Origin of the sequence: Corynebacterium aurimucosum (genome assembly GCF_046895345.1) — a bacterium.
Taxonomy (GTDB): domain Bacteria; phylum Actinomycetota; class Actinomycetes; order Mycobacteriales; family Mycobacteriaceae; genus Corynebacterium; species Corynebacterium aurimucosum_G.
Window position 1 is genome coordinate 1,315,366 of record NZ_CP160096.1, and the last position, 16,485, is coordinate 1,331,850.

Here is a 16,485-nt window from a genome sequence, read left to right on the forward strand (position 1 = left end):
CCTTTACTTCTGAACCGGGGCCCACTCTGGGCCGGTCTCACCGAGCTCCGGATCGAGTTTAGCCACCAACGGCTTCGGCTTCTGCAGCGCAGTACCCGGAGTAATGTCGACACGCTTCCACGCAGCCTGCTGCGCCGAGTAGTCACCGGTGATGATCGGGTAGGGATGGTTCTCCGGCGGGAGGTCTACGCCAACGAGCTCGACCGGCATATCATCGACCACGTCCTCAATGCGCGGCTGTGCGGCCCAGACGCCCTCACGCCCCAGGGTCTCGTGCACTTTCTGTGCGGTGAAGGGTAGGAACGGAGTCAGCATCACGTTGCAGTCGGAGACCACCTGCAGTGCGGTCCACAACACGGTGGCCAGACGCTCCCGCTGAGTCTCATCCTTGGCCAGCTTCCACGGCTCCATCGCAGCAACGTAGGCATTGGCCTCGCCGACGACGTGCATGATGGCGGTCATGGCCTGCTTGAACTTGGACTGCTCGAGGAATTCCGCGGCGGTGGTGAAGGTCTCCTCCGCCAGCGCCAGTATGTCCTTGTCTGCCGGCTCCAGCGCCGCAGGAGCCGGGACCTCGCCGAAGTTCTTGTGGGCCATCGACACCGTGCGGTTGACCAGGTTGCCCCAGCCGTTCGCAAGCTCGTTGTTGATGCGGCGCACGAACTCATCCCAGGTGAAGTCGGTGTCGTTGTTTTCCGGGCCAGCCACGGCAATGAAGTAGCGCAGCGCATCCGGGCCGAACTCCTCCAGGAAGTCCTTGACGTAGATAACGACGCCCTTGGAGGAGGAGAACTTAGAACCAGACATGGTCAGGTATTCCGAAGACACAATCTCCGTCGGCAGGTTGAGCTCACCATAGGTGTGCAGCTCACCGCCCTTGGAGCCCTTGCCCGCGTAACCCAAGAGTTCCGCTGGCCAGATTTGGGAGTGGAAGGTGATGTTGTCCTTGCCCTGGAAGTAGTAGTGACGCGCCTGCGGGTTCTGCCAGTAGTCCTTCCAGGCCTCCGGGTTACCGGTACGGTGGGCCCACTCGATGGAAGAAGACAGGTAACCAATCACCGCGTCGAACCACACATAGAGCTTCTTCGCGCCGTTGTCCTCCCAGCCTTCCACCGGGATGGGAATACCCCAGTCGATATCGCGGGTCATGGTGCGCGGGCGCATATCCTCCAGCAGGTTAAGGGAGAACTTGAGGACGTTCGGGCGCCAATCCTCACGGGTCTTCAGCCACTCTTCGAGGACGTCCTTGACCGCAGGCAGGTCCAGCAGGAAGTGCTCGGTATCGATGAACTCTGGGGTTTCACCGTTGATCTTGGACACCGGGTTGATGAGATCTACCGGATCAAGCTGGTTGCCGCAGTTATCGCACTGGTCACCGCGCGCGCCATCAGCGCCACACAGCGGGCAGGTGCCCTCGATATAGCGGTCGGGCAAGGTACGGCCCGTGGACGGCGAAATAGCGCCTTGGGTGGTCTCCTTAAGCATGTAGCCGTTCTCGTACAGCCCCTTGAACAGCTCCTGCACCACGGCGTAGTGGTTGCGGGTGGTGGTACGGGTAAAGAGATCATAAGACAGGCCGAGCCCAGCCAGATCAGTGACAATCTGACGGTTGTAACGATCCGCCAGTTCACGAACCGTCACGCCTTCCTTATCCGCTTGCACGAGCAACGGGGTGCCGTGCTCGTCGGTACCGGAAACCATGAGGACGTCGTTGCCACGCATTCGCTGGAAGCGGGCGAACACGTCGGAAGGAACGCCGAAACCCGCCACGTGTCCGATGTGGCGGGGTCCGTTGGCATAGGGCCAAGCAACATTAACGACAACTGTCTCAGTCATGGCCTCTACTCTATCGAACACCCCCTCACCGGCAATGCAGTGAGGGGGTGTATCAGAGAAATGCTCGCGCCAGAACTAGCTCTTGTTGCTGTGCTGGCGGCGGCGGGCCTTGAAGGCCTGTTCGCGCTGGAACTCGCGGTGCAGGCGACGCTCACGCGCCAGCTTGCGCTGGAAGGCCTGGGACTCGCGGTACTCGCGGTAAATCACGTCGTTACTCAAGTCCTTGAAAATAGCGAACATGAGTCCAACGAGGATAAAGAGGAATGGCAGTGCTGCCACGATGGTGACGTTCTGCAGGTTCGATAGGGAATCCTCGCTCGACAGCAGCAGGGTCAGGCCGACGGCTGCAGTGAGCACACCCCACGCTGCGGATAGCCACGGCTTAGCGGTGGTTGCACCGGACTGGGACATCGAGCCCATGACTGTCGACGCCGAGTCGGCCGACGTAATAAAGAACGTAGCCAGCAGCAGAGCGGCAACGATGCCTGCAATGAAACCACCAGGCAGGTTCTGCAAAAGGTTGAACAGCTCCTGCTCGGCAGATTCACCGGAGATAGAGTTGCCCTTCTGCTCCATGTGAATAGCGGTACCACCGAAGATGGCAAACCACACAGTGGAGACACCAGCCGGGACGAGAAGCACGCCAACGCAGAACTCGCGGACGGAACGACCACGGGAAATGCGGGCGAGGAACATACCCACGAACGGCGACCAGGAAACCCACCAAGCCCAGTAGAAGATGGTCCACGTCGACAGCCACTCACCAGCAGTTCCGTTGTCAGACTCGGCGGTACGAGCGATCATCTCAGTGAAGTTCGCCAGATAGTTACCAATGGAACCCGGAATCTGGTTCAAGATCGACACCGTGGGGCCAAAAATGAACACGAAAATGGCCAGCAAAGCCGCCAGAACCATGTTGGTGTTGGACAGGTACTGAATGCCCTTACCCACGCCGGACATGGCAGATAGAAGGAATGCCAAGGTCAAAACGAGAACGATACCAATGACGACCTTCTGAGTCGCGTTCTCAATAATTCCGGAGGCTTCCAACCCAGCCTGAATCTGCATAGCGCCCAGTCCCAGTGAACATGCGGTACCGAAGACTGTGGCAAAGATGGCCAAGATATCGATAATCTTGCCAACGAAGCCATCGGCCGCGCGCTGACCGATCAGTGGCACGAAGGCTTGGCTTAACAGCTGCTTACGGCCGATACGGAAGGTGGAATAGGCAATGGCGAGACCCACGATGGCATATACAGCCCACGGGTGCAGAGTCCAGTGGAACATGGCCGTGGCCATCGAAGTTCCTACCTCGTGCTCGCTATGGCCCGGGACACCGTTCTTAAAGTAATTAAGTGGCTCGGATGCGCCGTAGAACATCAAGCCGATGCCCATGCCGGCCGCGAACATCATCGCAATCCAAGAGACCGTGGAGAATTCCGGCTCTTCGTTGATCTTGCCCAAGCGAATGGTGCCGAACTTAGAAGCAGCAATGCAAATGACAAAAATAACGAAGATGGTCCCGAAGAGCACATAGGCCCATCCAAAGTTATTCACAACAAAGCTCAGCGCGTTACCGGAGAACGAAGCAAAGCTCTCCGGCGCCGCCAAGCCCCATGCCACGATGGCAGCGATGAGCAGACCGGCGAACCCCACAATGGTCCAGTCAATCGGTGAATCGATGCCGCCGGGCCCAAACTCGTCGGTTTCTTCTTGTTCTTCTACTGGGGTAGATGCAGCCGCAGGATCGAACGCCTTGTTGGTGAGCATATCCTGGAGCTGGCTCGTGGCTGTGGATGCCTCGAGGCGCTCGTCGACAGTGCGGTATTCCTCCACCGCCGCCGGCGAGCTCTGTTCTTGGGAGGCAGCCGAAGACACCTCCGTGTCCTTCACATTGTCTGAATTGGTCGAGTCTGTCATACCTACCGACCTTGGTGCTGTCTCATCAACTAGTCAAACTAAATCAGAAACAAAAAGACTATTCGCCACATGCATTTCGGGCATATAGCGTTCCTCAAGCATCTGTCACGAGCTTCTTTACGCGACCGTTATTCCACTGCAACTGCCGGTTCTGTACCGCAACTGTGCAGCTTGCCAGCTTGTTCGAAGGCATTTCGGAGGTATGACGCCCCTACCACGCATGCCGCGGCCACGCCGGGCGACATAACGATGCCATAACGATTCCCGCGAAAGAGACGGCCATCACTTGTTCTTATTCGTGCAGCTCAGCCACGGGCAGCAAGGTAGGCATCATAAAGCTCACGATTGGACCACGCCGTCCCTGCGGCGGCTTGCTTGCAGGCATCCTTGGCCCGCACGCCGCGTTCAACCTCTGCGCGGACCTGCTCCACGAGGATCTCCAACGACACGGGTGCGGCATCACCACCCTCGATGACTACGGTGATTTCACCCCGCGCATTCTCTTGCGCCCATTCGGCAAGCTCGCCCAAGCAACCACGCTTAATCTCCTCATATGTCTTCGTCAGCTCGCGGCACACTGCAGCGCGACGGTCGGCGCCGAGGATCTCAGAGGCGTCACCAAGCGTCTGCGCCAAACGGTGTGGGGACTCGAAGAAAGCAATAGCGCGCTGCTCCCCCACCAAGGACTCGAGCCACGCCTTACGCGGGCCGGGCTTGCGCGGCGGGAAAGCATCGAAGAGAAAGTGGCCTACCCCTAAGCCCGACAGGGCGAGGGCAGTCGGCACCGCAGAGGGCCCGGGGAAACACGTCACGGGCACGCCCGCCTCCACGGCGGCGGTCACGATGGAGTGCCCCGGATCAGAAACTACCGGCATGCCGGCATCCGACACGACAAGTACGGTTCCCGTCTGGGCAGCGGCGACCAACGTGCGTGAGCGCTCCTCCTCGTTGTGGTCGAAGTTGGAGACCACCTTGCCGCGGATTTCTACTCCTAACGCCTGGGCCAAGTTGCGGACACGGCGAGTATCCTCCGCGGCAATCACATCTGCGTGGCCCAAAGCGTGCATGAGACGGGCGGAAGCATCACCGGGGTTTCCCAGCGGCGTGGCGGCGAGGATGACACCGCGGGGCAGGGGTTCAAGCTGAAGACTCATACTCCCCAGCATTGCACATGTAAGCTAGACTCTTCCGGGTGAGTACCGCAACCCCTACAGATCGATCTGGCCGCCGCAAGCGCACGCGCCCCTCCGCCACGCGTGGCGCCCATACCCGGCCGGCACCGCCTGCCCCTCGGCCCTACACCTGGACCCGGGCCGACTCGATCAGCACTGCGATCATTGGTGTCTTGGCTTTTCTCACACGATTCATTGGTCTGGCTGCTCCGGTTTCTGAAGGCACACCCGTCTTCGACGAGAAGCACTACGTTCCGCAGGCCTGGGACATGGTCACCAGCTGGCACAACCTCTTCCTCGGCGGTATTGAATCTAACCCGGGCTACGGCTTGGTTGTGCATCCGCCGCTGGCCAAGCAGATCATCGCGATATCAGAAGCGCTTTTCGGCTATACCCCACTGGGATGGCGGGCCATGGCCGCGCTTTTCGGAGTGGGCACAGTAATGCTCACCATGGCACTGGCTCGCCGCTTGTCTGGTTCGTGGCAGGTGGGATTCCTGGCAGGCCTGCTCGCCGTGTGCGATGGCGTACTGCTCGTAGCCTCCAAATTCGGAATGCTCGACATCTTCCAAGTCTTCTTTGTGGTTGCCGCCGCGTGGGCTTTGGCGCGGGATCACCAGCAGATGCGTGAGCGCCTCCACGCCGCCTTCGTATCGGGAGCGATGGGTGACTCCGACTTCGGGCCCCGTTTTGGGTTCCGGTGGTGGCGTTTTACGGCCGGCGTTTTCCTGGGGCTGACATTGTCGGTCAAATGGAACGGCCTGTACTACATCATGTTCTTCGGTCTGATGAGCGTTTTCTCGGACCTCGCGCTGCGCCGCCTCTACGGCGTGCGCCGCTACATCGTGGGCACGCTGGTACGCGATACGCCAGCGGCCCTCGCCTCCATCGTCGCGGTTCCTGTGGCACTGTACACCTGGTCTTGGCGTGCGTGGTTCGCTGATGAAACCGCCGTTTACCGCCACGCCAAAGTAGACGGCACTATTGAAGAGGGCTCTTGGTTGCTCCATCTCCCCGAGCCACTCGCCGGCTGGTTTTACTACCACTCTTCCGTGTTGGAATTCCACGCTTCCCTGACCACCTCCGGTGGGCACAGCCATCCGTGGGATTCCAAGCCGTGGGCTTGGCTGGTGGCTGCACGCCCTATCCTCTACTACTCCGCTACGGACATCTCCTGCGGGGACGGCAACTCCTGCCGCAAGATGCTGTACCTCTTTGGCACTCCCGCCATCTGGTGGCTGGTCATCCCAGCTGTGCTGTGGGGCCTGTGGTCCTTGCTCGTTCGCCGCAACCGCGCCTTCCTTATCCCACTCGTGGGCGCTGCGGCGGGATTCCTGCCCTGGCTGGCCGTTTTCGACCGCCAAATGTACTTCTTTTACGCCACGGCGTTCATCCCATTTGTCATCGTGCTGATATCTCTGACCTTGGGACAAATGATTGGGCGCGGCCGTGTTGTGCAGTGGCGCTGGCTCACAGGACTCTTTGGTACCGCGATGCCTTTGGGTACCTTCCTCACGGTGTGTTACGCCGCGCTCGTGGTGGCGATGTTCGCCTACTTCTCCCCGATTCTTTATGGATACCTCATACCGGATTCGTGGTACAGCTCCATGATGTGGCTGCCATCTTGGTCCTAACGCGGGCTAGCGGACAACGTCCGGTAAATATCCCGCAGCAGGAATCCCCGGTCCGCCGCCCAGGCCCAGCCCATGCTGGCGGTGGCCAAGCCCGTGCCGATGAGGATATAAACCTGCCCCGCGGCGACGCTGCCCAGGGCAAAATCGCGCATGGTAAAACCGCACAGGAATGCGAACATCGTGCACGCTACCGGCAACAATCCAGGTGCCGAAGCGGGGCGCCATGCCGCAAAAGCCAAGCCACTTGCAAGGCCGAAACGCAGCGCCGCAGCCTCCATCAGCAGGTGCGCGCGCCCTGGGTCAGCCCCTTCCGCGAGGGTTCCTTCGCTCGATAAGGTGGTCAAACCTGAGGCACTAACAACGACCACGACCGCCCACACCAAAAACGCCAGGGACAACACTCCGAGGGATACTCGCGCCAACGTCAGCGACGCCTGCCGCGTGCTGGAAGCGCGCTGCCATTCCGGCTCCACGCCGGCGAGGATCACCTCAGACAAATCGTGCGGCGGAACGCCTGCCGGTTCCACGAGGCTCAAGGAATGTGTTAGGGCTGCCGCCTTATCCCGGAAAGCCGCGCACTCGGGGCATCCCGATACGTGCGCTTCAATAACATCCGGTGAGAGCTGCGGGGCTTCCCCGTCCAGCTGTGCGGAAATGGCCGCCTGCACCTGCTCATGCGTCAGCACGGCTCAGCACCCCATCCACGCTGGCCCGGCCAGAGCCAAAAACGACAATCATGAGCAGCGACACGATGAGAACCAGCGGATACTCGACGCCACCATCGGCTGCAAAAAGGCCATTGCCCATGTGCACAAAATACAAAGCACAGGCCATGAGGAGAGCCAAAGCCCCCGCCACAAAGGTGGTGAGCAGGCCTACGACCAGCGCCGCGCCTCCCAGCATTTCTGCGAAGGCAGCCAAGTACGCGGAAGTATGCGGCTGCGGGACACCAAGTGCGGAAAACTGCCCGGTTATTTCATCCATTCCGCTAAAAAACATCTTGTCTACACCGTGCGCCACGAAGATGACTCCCAGTACCGCGCGGAAGATCAGGAGCGCGGCATCGCGTACGGCGGGTCTATTCATGGTTCATAGACTACCCTGGATGGCCACCTCTCTCCGAAAGGACTCCCTCCCAGCATGCACCTGTGGACTTCACTGGACACTCCCCTCGGCCGCCTCACCCTCGTAGGGTCCGCGCGAGGCTTATCGCAGGTGTATTTCCCTGACGAGGCTCCAAATCTCAACGGCCTGCAGCGCCTCACCGCTCGCTCAGATAGCGCCTGGTCGAGCGTTAAGGTTCTCGTCGCGGCCACCCAACAGATCACCGAATACTTCGCTGGCACGCGGCGAGACTTCGAGCTGCTACTCGACGTCCCTGCATCTCCTGACACCTTCCGCGCCCGAGCACAACGCGCGCTTCGTGATATCCCCTTCGGTGAGCGCTGGACCTATTCACGCCTTGCCTCCGCGGCTGGGAGCGCCCAAGCTGCCCGCGCCGCAGGCAGCGCCTGTGCCAGCAACCCTCTGCCTCTCGTGGTGCCCTGCCACCGCGTCGTACCAGCAAGCGGCGGCTTGGGGTCTTACCGCGGGGGCGTTGCCGCAAAGCGGCTACTGCTGGAGCACGAAGCGGGGAACCAATGAGTAAGTATTACAGTCTAAAAAGGCATGACTAGTACACAAATGGCAAATGATACGAGACTTGTTTATGACGCGACAGGGCTTGGCCGCCCTGCGTGGGCAATGACTTCCCCACTGCTCAAGGAGTATTACGACACTGAATGGGGCATGCCTGTCCACGAAGAATCCGCACTGCTGGAACGCCTCTGTCTGGAAGGCTTCCAGGCAGGGCTGAGCTGGGAGCTAGTACTGCGCAAGCGTGATGCTTTCCGCGCTGCTTTCGTGGGGTTTGATGCGGACCTTCTGGCCAGCTTTGGTGAGGAGGAAGTCGAGCGTTTGATGAACAATCCAGGAATTATTCGCAACCGTCTCAAAATCAACGCGGTGCTCGCTAACGCACGAGCCACGGTGGCCTTGCGCGAGCAGGGCGGGTTGGACGAATTCCTATGGAGCTTCTTGCCTGAAGAAACCATCGCGCCGGAAAGCGAAGAAGATATCCCGAAATACACAAAAGAAGCCTTGGACATGTCCAAGGCTTTGAAGAAGGCCGGGTTCAAGTTCGTCGGTCCAGTGACCTGCTTTTCCTTCATGACGGCCATCGGGATGGTGGATGCCCACCTTGTGGGCTCACATCGCCGCGGGAGCTCGGGAGTGTGGTCGGCCTAGTGCTCAGCGCGCTTAGGCACAAGACACACTCGCGTGCCACTTAACCGACTCGCCGTGCCGCGAGATCATCACGCCGCTGGCGCGGGGAAGGATGGGGGCCGTCGAAACCACCGTCGGAATCATCCTCCGAGTACACCGGAAGGTAATCAAAGTCCGGGCTTTCATCATCGATTTCCAAGATGAGGGCGCCCGGGCGGCGCAGGTTCGGTGGCAGCGACTCAGCAGGATTCTCCGCGTTGCGCACACCCAGGCGCGCACGGCGCAGGTGGTAGACGCGGCGACGAAGTAGCTCCTGCTCGCGGCGTACCTGGGCGCGCAGCGCCACCAGGTAGACCGTGGTCGCAACACCAGCGATGCCCGCCAACCACCAAGTCCAACCGCCCACGACGATGCCCAGGCATAACGTTGCGACCACCGCCACAGCCAGGCCGATGAGCGTGCGCTGGCGGCGCTGGTACCGCGTGGCCGAAGCCTCCTTCTCCTTCACCGGATCCCAGCCGCCGCGGCCAAGACGGCGCTGCGCAAAGGCAAGCTCTTCCGCGGAGAGCTCGGTATCGCTGCCGTTGGTTTCAGCGTCCTCAGCGGAGTTCGTATCTGCGACATCAATGCTCACGCCCTCAACCGCCGTGGTCTCTTCCTGCCCTGGAGCATCATCAGCGCCGTCTGCCTCCTCAGCGCGGGAGTCCTCCGGAGTCTGGTCCAGAGAATCAATAGCACCCGGGTACATCAAATCCACCGGAGAGGTATAGGAGTCATCCAAGCCGTAGGCATCTTCTGCGACGCTAGCGTTGGCTGGAGCCGTGAAAACCTCGGCGGCGTTCGCTTCAACGCTCTCGATATCATCATCGAGGTCGTGCTCATTTTCGGCTTCATGCTCAGGTTCCGCTGCTAGCTCGAAATCCTCTTCCGCATCTTCAGCCTCGACAACTTCGCCGTCAATCGTGTCGGCGACATCTGGCTGCTCGGCAGCATCAGCCGCAGCGGCCTCAGCGCGGCCGGCTTGAGAATCCTCGCTGACTCCTTCGGCCTCGACCAGCTCGTAGTCTGCCTCCTCAGCACCAGCCTCCGCCCCTGCCTGAGAACTCACGCGGATATCTTCCTTACCCAAGCGCGGCTTAGGACGGCCCGGCACGGAGCCGGAATCACCTTCGAAGAGCACGCGGGTCTCTTCAAAGGCCTCACCTGTATGGCTCATCGGGCGTTGCGAACGCAAAAGCAACGGGGCGAGAATGAAGAGCCACAACACGATTACGAGAATGATCGGCACGGCAGTCATCATGCGGCTGTGTCCCACTTTCAGGGGTCGACGAAAAAGGGAATATAACTAGGCCCCTACTCTAGCCTCCCAGCCCCGGCCTGTGGGCATCAACGAGCCCATAAATTACAAGGTTGTTACTTAAGTGAAAGCAGAGGTAGTTGACCTAAAATATCGAACGATTCGGCATTGGCTAAGCACCGCTGAGGCGGCCCGTCGCACGCAGGCGCTCGACCGCTCCAGAAGCAAAATCCTCACGATTCAGTGCCAAGAAGTGGTGGTCCCTCCACGCACCGTCGATATGCAGGTTGCGGCGCAGGAAGCCCTCATCCCGAAACCCGTTGCTGTGCAGTACCTTGCCTGAAGCAGGATTCTCCGGCAGATAGGTGGCCGTCACACGATGCAGCCCCACACGGTAAAAGGCATGGTCCACGCCGAGAGCACAGGCAGCAGTAGCCACGCCAGCTCCGTGCACCGCGGAATGAACCCAATAGCCAATCCAGCATTCGCTGACCCCTCCGTGCTGGATATTGCCTAAGGTCAACTGACCCCGGAACTGTCCATCGACGTCAATGACAAGCGGCACCACCGTGCCAGCGCGGGCAGAATCACGCAGAAACATAAGGTGATTCCACCATGCCGACTGCGAATGTGCCGCATCCCACGACGTCGGCAGAGTCGGCTCCACAGGTTTAAGGAAATCCCTATCCTCGATGCGCTGACGCCGCCAAGACTCACCGTCCCGGCGCAGCAGGGGGCGCAGGCGCACTGTCGCCCCGCGTGGGAGGACGCGAGACTCTCGCAACCGGACCGCAGGCGTAGCTTCTGGCCATCCAGGATGGTCGGGGTTGACCTCACCGCTGGCGGGAGTAGAAAAGCGCCCCGCGGCGGTACCGAAAGGATCAAGCATGATGTCGGCGGTGACCAGCTAGGCGCGTTGGGTCAGGAACAGGACGTCCACCACGTCCCCGGGGCGGATCTCTGTAACTTCCTCCGGGATACGGATCATCGCGTTGGCCTCGGATAGTCCAGCCAGCAAATGCGCCGGCGCGCCAGCCGCGCCGCCCAGTCCTTCCACCAGGTAGTCGGAGGTGTCTGCATCTCGCATGAGCCGGGCACGAATATAGCCGCGGCGCCCCGGGCGGGATTCCATGTGATTAAGCACGCGTGCGCGCACCATGCGGCGTTGGCCGCTGCGCTTGCCCAGGGAGAGCCGGATCAGCGGGCGCACAAAGACCTCGAAGATCACCAGCGCGGATACCGGGTTCGAGGGCAACAGGAAGGTCGGGATGCGCTCCTCACCCAACAACCCGAAGCCCTGGACCGAGCCTGGGTGCATGGCTACGCGTGAGGTATCCACGTCTCCCAACTCATCGAGGACCTCGCGGATTTCTTCCGAACCCGCACCGCCCACGGCGCCGGAGATCACCAGTACCTCGCTGCGCGCCAGGTAGGTTTCCAAGGCCTCGCGCACGCGGCGCGGCTCACCGGCGGCAATGCCGACGCGATGCACATCCGCTCCGGCTTCCTTCGCGGCTGCTGCAAGCGAATAAGAGTTCACGTCGAAGACTTGACCCAGGCCGGGTTCGCGGTCGACGTCGACAAGCTCCTTGCCATAGGACACGATGGTCACGCGTGGACGCGGATACGCCAAGACCTTTGAGCGCCCCACAGCCGCGAGCAAGCCAATCTGTGCTGGGCCCAGGATGGTTCCGGAAGACACGGCAACATCCCCGGGCTGAATGTCATCGCCCACGCGGCGCACGAAGTCGCCCGAGCGTACCGGGCGGTGGGAGGTCACGCGCTTACGGCCGCGGTCCGTCCATTCGAGGGGAAGGACGGCGTCGGCAAGCGTCGGCAACGGCGCGCCCGTGTACACGCGCACCGCTTGCTTGGGCTGCAAACGCAGAGGCTGGCGCGAACCTGCGGGAACCTCCCCCACTACAGGCAGAGAACGTTCAACCTCCGTCTCCGTGATGGGAGCATCCGCGTCCTCGGAGTCGTGGCGCGAGCGCGCTTTGAGGGCTTTTTCTCCCCCGACGTCTACGGCACGCACGGCGTAGCCATCAATGGCTGCTTGCGGAAAGCCCGGAAGCGGCTGGTTTGCCTGCACCTCCTCCGCGCACTTGAGACCTAGGGCATTCGCGATGGCGATGCGTACCGGCTCAGGTGTCATCGCTGCATCAAGAATGAACGCCATCTGGTCATCGACCGAACGCATGTACCGCCTGCCTTTACTCTGGGGTATGTGGGGCCTAAAGGGATGGAAGTTACTGGAGTAGAGCTTAGCGCGCTGGACGTGTGAAGGCTTAGCCCTTCAACCCCTTTTCTTCTTCGTAGTCCTCCACAATCTTCTTGATTGCCTTGTAGAGCGCAGGACCGTACTTCTCATCACGCAGACCAAAGTCAACGTTGGCCGGGATGTAGCCGCCCGGGTTGCCCAAGTCGTGGCGCTTACCCTGGTGGACTACGACGTGAACGGGGTGCCCATCCTTAATAAGGAGCTCGATGGCGTCAGTCAGCTGCAGTTCCCCACCCTTACCTGGCTCGATACGGCGAAGGGCATCAAAAATCTTCCTATCGAGCAGGTAGCGCCCAGTAGCCACGAGATTCGAGGGCGCATCAGCCGGGTCCGGTTTTTCCACCATGCCCACGACCTTCTTCACTCCCGGCGCGTTCGTGTCCTCGACGTCGAAGACGCCGTAGTTATAGGTCTCTTCGCGCGACACCTCGAAGGCGCACAGCACGCTGCCGCCCAGCGCTGCACGAACGCGGGCCATCTCCCCCATGACGGTGGCCGGCAGGACAATGTCATCCGGGAGCATGACGGCGAAGAATTCTTCGTCATCCTCCAGCACAGATTCCGCCAAGCCCACCGCGTGACCCAGGCCCAGCGGCTTTTCCTGTTCCACGGAAATCGGGTGGATCAACTGAGCAGCGCGCTTGACCTTGGCTACCTGCTCATCTTTGCCACGGGCGTCGAGGGTCTCGACGAGATCGGGGAACTCCTCGAAATGCCGCATCACTTCCTGTTTGTTCGGCGCGGTAATCACCGCAAGGCGCTGGGCGCCCACGGACGCGGCCTCTTCCGCGATGAGTTCAATGCCCGGCGTATCAACGACGGGGAGCAGCTCCTTCGGCACGGTCTTGGTGGCGGGCAAAAAGCGAGTGCCCATGCCAGCAGCGGGGACAACGACCGTAGTGATCCCGGTATGGGAATCCTCGTGTGCAATAGCCATAATTTCCACTTTACAATGCAGCCCCCGCGCCCCCGTGCTGCGCTACGCCATCCCGCTATGATTAAAGCCTATGACGACCTCCCACAAGGACGCCTTAAGATCCTCACTCCTTAACGCCCGTCGCGAGCGCAGCGCCGAGCAGCGCGCTGATGACAATACCGCGTGGTGCGCCGGTGTGGGTGAGTTGCTCACTCCCGCGATGCGAGTTGCCGCCTACCACCCACTGGGCACAGAGCCCGGTGGGCCCAACTTCGTAGAGACTGTGGCAGCACTCTGCAAGGAGGTCTACCTGCCCATTTCCGGCAAAAACGGTGGGCTTTTATGGACGCTGTTTGGCGGGCCGGAGGCCATGCGCCCGGGGGCATTAGGGATTGCAGAGCCCGTCGGGCAACGCCACAGTAGCGAAATCCTGGCACACCTCGACCTCATCTTGGCGCCCGCGATGGCGGTGAGTGAATCTGGCATGCGTCTCGGGAAAGGCGCCGGCTATTACGACCGCGCGCTGACACCGCTGCCCACTGGGCACCCGCCCGTCGTCGCGCTAGTTCACTCCACCGAGGTCCGGGACGTCCCCTTCGAGGAACACGACCGCCCCGTCGATGGCATCCTCACCGAGCGCGGAATGCGCTGGCTGTAGCCAGCACCCTTGTCTCGCACGCTTCGTTGGTTTGTGCGCTTTCCATCGATTTTTCGGGAACCATACGGCGCCGCGTGCAGTCTAAAAAGGCATGGGTTTTCTTCACGTTCTGCGCACTCCGGGGCATCAACGTAGCGTTATCCTTCGCCGCATAGCAGCCACAGTCTTGCTCCTTGCCGCGGCGGCGAGTGCCCTCGCCTCTACCCGCGAGCAGCCCCGCGTCGTGGTCATGGCCCGAGACGTCGCCGCTGGCGAGACGCTGGTGCTAAGCGATGTCTCCGTGGCACGCGTCCCTTCCTCCGCTCTGCCCGCCACGGCGTTGGGGAGCAACCCGGAAGATGCAGTAGGGCGTGTTCTGGTGGCAGCGGCTAGCGCCGGTGAAATCCTCACCAGCACCCGCCTTCTCAGCTCTGATCTCATCGCGGATTTCGGGATGGGGGACGGCCACCTCATCCCGCTTACCCTGGCTGAGCCAGAAATTGCCCGAAACCTCCATCACGGCGATACAGTCAATATCATCAGCACGGTCGACGACAGCGACGACATTTCTGCTCCCACTCGCGGCTCGACAATTGCACGGGGTGCACGCGTCGTATCGGTGGGCACTGGCGAAGAAGATGCGCGCACGCACACACTCCTCGTCGCCCTTCCTGCTGAGGCAGCCGAAGCCGTCGCGGCCGCTTCTCTTGCGCAGCCGCTCACGGTTGTCATTGTGGGCGATCGCGCCCACAGTTAAGCCATGTTGTGAAGATCATCGCATTTGCACTGGTAAACCTCCACAAGATGTTGCCACGACATGAAAACTCTGCCTACTATAGGCACATCCACTCGGGCGCTTTATGCTCTTGCAGTCTCGTGACTGCCGCGCGACCCCCGCGGCACCACCTGCAGGATGGCGCACAGAAGTGGCTTTCGCTATTCCAGTATTTCCACATGCTTCGTCTTCCGTTGGAGTCCCTGCGCATCTAGAGCCTCTCTTAGAGAGCATTATTGCTCTATGCCTGCTTTTCTCCGACTTCTCTGAACAGCGCGCCTGCACACAGTGCGGACTACACAAAGCAGACGCTTAAGACACAAGAAGCACCTACCCCCCGTAGATAGGACAACCACCACCATGCTCAAGGGCTTTAAAGATTTCATCCTGCGCGGCAACGTCATCGAGTTGGCCGTAGCAGTCATCATCGGTGCCGCCTTCACCGCGATCGTTACCTCCATCACCGATCACATCATCCAGCCGCTGATTAACTCCCTCGGCTCCCCAGACTTTGGTGGCTTGGGCTTCGCAATTACCGATAACCCGGAGACCTTCCTGGACTTCGGTGCAGTCATCACCGCCCTTATCAACTTCCTCATCGTTGCCGCTGTCATCTACTTCGTCATCGTTGCTCCGATCAACGCCGTCACCGAGCACGCAAAGCGCCGCCAGGGCGTTGACCCGGAGGAGCCGGCTCCGACCACCGAGCAGCTACTCGGCGAGATCCGCGACCTGCTCGCTGCTGAAAACGGTGGCACGACCACCAACAAGCCTGGCTCCAACATCTAAGCCAGAAGCCCCAAGCCTAAAAATCCCGCAGAACCGGCATTTCGCCGGAGTTCTGCGGGATTTTCTTTTGCCTTCACACGCTGCTCACGCACTACTGTGTGGTGCCAAAATGCGGCGGCATGTTCTCGCGGTAGAAGGCCTCCCCCGTGACCTCGTCCTCGTTGTCACCACCGGGGCCGCCTGCGTCCATATCAAAGCTCACGGTGCGCAGCTCATCGGCCCCTGCGGCGGAAGAAGAGCCAGCGGCCCCAGACATTGGCCCGTGAGGGACATCGAAGCTGCGGTCGTAATTCTTGGCGGTCGACGGACGTTTCACGCGACGGCGCGCCCGCGGGGTACGCGGTGTGGGCTCGGCCATTAGACGCTGGATTTCTGCAGCTGATCAACGAGGTGATGCACCAACGGCGTCAAAGTGGCCATGCCATCGCGCACCGCCGCGCGGGAAGAAGCGACGTTGACGATGACCGTTGACCCAGACACGCCCGAAATGCCGCGGGAGGTGCACGCATCCACCGCGCCACAAGCCTGGCCGGAAGAGCGCAACGCTTGCGCCACGCCCGGAACCATTTGGTCCAACACCGCGCGGGTTGCCTCCGGGGTCTTATCACGCGGGCCGACTCCCGTGCCGCCAATCGTGAGCACCAGGTCTACTCCCCCGACCACGCCGGTTTCGATAGCCTGCCGGATCTTGGACTTCTTCGAGCGGACGATCACTGCACCGTCAACGGTGAACTCGGCTTCAGCCAGCAATTCACCGGCCAAGCGCGATGTGTCCTGGGCCGCTTCATCCGGGTGATCGGTGACGATCACAACGAGCGCGCGGCGCGGCGCTTGAACGCTTTGCTCTTGTTCGCTGGCAATGAGGAAGGCGTCATCGGGTTCGGTAACATCATCGAGTTCGCGTGAGGCATCGCGCCCCAACAGCTCGGTTGCGTCGGTGTTGTCTGCCACGGAGGTTCTCCT

Annotated in this window: 17 protein-coding genes; 6 read left to right on the forward strand and 11 right to left on the reverse strand. The window is 60.9% G+C overall.

The window, feature by feature from the left end:
* Positions 1 to 3: 3 nt before the first annotated feature.
* The 3 genes from metG to rsmI all read right to left on the reverse strand — a co-directional run bounded on the left by metG (position 4) and on the right by rsmI (position 4,910).
* Positions 4 to 1,836 carry a methionine--tRNA ligase gene (metG, locus tag ABZS45_RS06295; protein WP_412101094.1) on the reverse strand — a complete coding sequence of 611 codons (1,833 nt, stop codon included), beginning with the start codon at positions 1,834 to 1,836 and terminating at the stop codon, positions 4 to 6.
* Between the two features lie 75 nt (positions 1,837 to 1,911).
* Positions 1,912 to 3,756, reverse strand: a complete 1,845-nt coding sequence (locus ABZS45_RS06300) for a BCCT family transporter (RefSeq protein ID WP_412101095.1) — start codon at positions 3,754 to 3,756, stop codon at positions 1,912 to 1,914.
* Positions 3,757 to 4,061: 305 nt separating this feature from the next.
* A complete protein-coding gene (gene rsmI, locus ABZS45_RS06305; RefSeq protein ID WP_412101096.1) occupies positions 4,062 to 4,910 on the reverse strand; it encodes a 16S rRNA (cytidine(1402)-2'-O)-methyltransferase in 849 nt (282 codons plus the stop codon).
* Between the two features lie 38 nt (positions 4,911 to 4,948).
* On the opposite strand from rsmI, the gene ABZS45_RS06310 reads away from it, so the two are divergent.
* The gene (locus tag ABZS45_RS06310) at positions 4,949 to 6,562 is read left to right on the forward strand and encodes a dolichyl-phosphate-mannose--protein mannosyltransferase (protein WP_412101097.1); all 1,614 of its coding nucleotides are present in this window, start codon (positions 4,949 to 4,951) and stop codon (positions 6,560 to 6,562) included.
* On the opposite strand, the gene ABZS45_RS06315 is transcribed toward ABZS45_RS06310, so the two are convergent.
* Complete coding sequence (locus ABZS45_RS06315) at positions 6,559 to 7,248, reverse strand: zf-HC2 domain-containing protein (protein ID WP_216379894.1); 690 nt, start codon at positions 7,246 to 7,248, stop codon at positions 6,559 to 6,561. The two genes, ABZS45_RS06310 and ABZS45_RS06315, sit on opposite strands and share 4 nt — an antisense overlap.
* On the reverse strand, positions 7,235 to 7,648 hold the full coding sequence (locus tag ABZS45_RS06320; protein ID WP_010187578.1) for a DoxX family protein: 414 nt from the start codon (positions 7,646 to 7,648) through the stop codon (positions 7,235 to 7,237). Before ABZS45_RS06320 ends, ABZS45_RS06315 begins: the two co-directional genes overlap by 14 nt.
* Positions 7,649 to 7,702: 54 nt before the next feature.
* Here ABZS45_RS06320 and ABZS45_RS06325 point away from each other — a divergent pair, with 54 nt between their 5' ends.
* Together ABZS45_RS06325 and ABZS45_RS06330 are read left to right on the forward strand one after the other, a co-directional pair.
* Complete coding sequence (locus ABZS45_RS06325) at positions 7,703 to 8,206, forward strand: methylated-DNA--[protein]-cysteine S-methyltransferase (protein ID WP_216379895.1); 504 nt, start codon at positions 7,703 to 7,705, stop codon at positions 8,204 to 8,206.
* Positions 8,207 to 8,230: 24 nt separating this feature from the next.
* Complete coding sequence (locus tag ABZS45_RS06330; RefSeq protein WP_412101098.1) at positions 8,231 to 8,848, forward strand: DNA-3-methyladenine glycosylase I; 618 nt, start codon at positions 8,231 to 8,233, stop codon at positions 8,846 to 8,848.
* A 40-nt stretch (positions 8,849 to 8,888) separates the two neighbouring features.
* Here the strand turns inward: ABZS45_RS06330 and glpR are convergent, their stop codons facing one another.
* The 4 genes from glpR to ABZS45_RS06350 all read right to left on the reverse strand — a co-directional run bounded on the left by glpR (position 8,889) and on the right by ABZS45_RS06350 (position 13,342).
* Complete coding sequence (glpR, locus tag ABZS45_RS06335) at positions 8,889 to 10,127, reverse strand: gephyrin-like molybdotransferase receptor GlpR (RefSeq protein ID WP_412101099.1); 1,239 nt, start codon at positions 10,125 to 10,127, stop codon at positions 8,889 to 8,891.
* A 169-nt stretch (positions 10,128 to 10,296) separates the two neighbouring features.
* The gene (locus tag ABZS45_RS06340) at positions 10,297 to 11,013 is read right to left on the reverse strand and encodes a GNAT family N-acetyltransferase (RefSeq protein ID WP_412101100.1); all 717 of its coding nucleotides are present in this window, start codon (positions 11,011 to 11,013) and stop codon (positions 10,297 to 10,299) included.
* Between the two features lie 18 nt (positions 11,014 to 11,031).
* Complete coding sequence (glp, locus tag ABZS45_RS06345) at positions 11,032 to 12,324, reverse strand: gephyrin-like molybdotransferase Glp (RefSeq protein WP_070447222.1); 1,293 nt, start codon at positions 12,322 to 12,324, stop codon at positions 11,032 to 11,034.
* Between the two features lie 88 nt (positions 12,325 to 12,412).
* Entirely contained in the window at positions 12,413 to 13,342 is a 930-nt protein-coding gene (locus ABZS45_RS06350) for a UTP--glucose-1-phosphate uridylyltransferase (protein ID WP_412101101.1), read from the reverse strand.
* Between the two features lie 70 nt (positions 13,343 to 13,412).
* On the opposite strand from ABZS45_RS06350, the gene ABZS45_RS06355 reads away from it, so the two are divergent.
* The 3 genes from ABZS45_RS06355 to mscL all read left to right on the forward strand — a co-directional run bounded on the left by ABZS45_RS06355 (position 13,413) and on the right by mscL (position 15,522).
* Positions 13,413 to 13,979, forward strand: a complete 567-nt coding sequence (locus ABZS45_RS06355) for a 5-formyltetrahydrofolate cyclo-ligase (protein ID WP_216379898.1) — start codon at positions 13,413 to 13,415, stop codon at positions 13,977 to 13,979.
* A 91-nt stretch (positions 13,980 to 14,070) separates the two neighbouring features.
* Positions 14,071 to 14,715, forward strand: coding sequence for an SAF domain-containing protein (locus ABZS45_RS06360; protein ID WP_216379899.1), 645 nt, complete (start codon positions 14,071 to 14,073; stop codon positions 14,713 to 14,715).
* A 378-nt stretch (positions 14,716 to 15,093) separates the two neighbouring features.
* Positions 15,094 to 15,522 carry a large conductance mechanosensitive channel protein MscL gene (mscL, locus tag ABZS45_RS06365; RefSeq protein WP_070447230.1) on the forward strand — a complete coding sequence of 143 codons (429 nt, stop codon included), beginning with the start codon at positions 15,094 to 15,096 and terminating at the stop codon, positions 15,520 to 15,522.
* Positions 15,523 to 15,613: 91 nt separating this feature from the next.
* Here mscL and ABZS45_RS06370 read toward each other — a convergent pair whose 3' ends face one another.
* Positions 15,614 to 15,880, reverse strand: a complete 267-nt coding sequence (locus tag ABZS45_RS06370; protein WP_070447232.1) for a hypothetical protein — start codon at positions 15,878 to 15,880, stop codon at positions 15,614 to 15,616.
* The gene (locus ABZS45_RS06375; protein WP_010187605.1) at positions 15,880 to 16,473 is read right to left on the reverse strand and encodes a molybdenum cofactor biosynthesis protein B; all 594 of its coding nucleotides are present in this window, start codon (positions 16,471 to 16,473) and stop codon (positions 15,880 to 15,882) included. Before ABZS45_RS06375 ends, ABZS45_RS06370 begins: the two co-directional genes overlap by 1 nt.
* Between the last annotated feature and the right edge of the window lie 12 nt (positions 16,474 to 16,485).

Bases quoted from the DNA above. Each gene is read 5' to 3' on its own strand.
- rsmI (WP_412101096.1), bottom strand. From the start codon at position 4,910: ATGAGTCTTCAGCTTGAACCCCTGCCCCGCGGTGTCATCCTCGCCGCC.
- ABZS45_RS06340 (WP_412101100.1), bottom strand. From the start codon at position 11,013: ATGCTTGATCCTTTCGGTACCGCCGCGGGGCGCTTTTCTACTCCCGCC.
- ABZS45_RS06370 (WP_070447232.1), bottom strand. From the start codon at position 15,880: ATGGCCGAGCCCACACCGCGTACCCCGCGGGCGCGCCGTCGCGTGAAA.
- ABZS45_RS06350 (WP_412101101.1), bottom strand. From the start codon at position 13,342: ATGGCTATTGCACACGAGGATTCCCATACCGGGATCACTACGGTCGTT.
- ABZS45_RS06300 (WP_412101095.1), bottom strand. From the start codon at position 3,756: ATGACAGACTCGACCAATTCAGACAATGTGAAGGACACGGAGGTGTCT.
- metG (WP_412101094.1), bottom strand. From the start codon at position 1,836: ATGACTGAGACAGTTGTCGTTAATGTTGCTTGGCCCTATGCCAACGGA.
- ABZS45_RS06355 (WP_216379898.1), top strand. From the start codon at position 13,413: ATGACGACCTCCCACAAGGACGCCTTAAGATCCTCACTCCTTAACGCC.
- mscL (WP_070447230.1), top strand. From the start codon at position 15,094: ATGCTCAAGGGCTTTAAAGATTTCATCCTGCGCGGCAACGTCATCGAG.
- glp (WP_070447222.1), bottom strand. From the start codon at position 12,324: ATGCGTTCGGTCGATGACCAGATGGCGTTCATTCTTGATGCAGCGATG.
- ABZS45_RS06330 (WP_412101098.1), top strand. From the start codon at position 8,231: ATGACTAGTACACAAATGGCAAATGATACGAGACTTGTTTATGACGCG.
- glpR (WP_412101099.1), bottom strand. From the start codon at position 10,127: ATGATGACTGCCGTGCCGATCATTCTCGTAATCGTGTTGTGGCTCTTC.
- ABZS45_RS06360 (WP_216379899.1), top strand. From the start codon at position 14,071: ATGGGTTTTCTTCACGTTCTGCGCACTCCGGGGCATCAACGTAGCGTT.
- ABZS45_RS06320 (WP_010187578.1), bottom strand. From the start codon at position 7,648: ATGAATAGACCCGCCGTACGCGATGCCGCGCTCCTGATCTTCCGCGCG.
- ABZS45_RS06325 (WP_216379895.1), top strand. From the start codon at position 7,703: ATGCACCTGTGGACTTCACTGGACACTCCCCTCGGCCGCCTCACCCTC.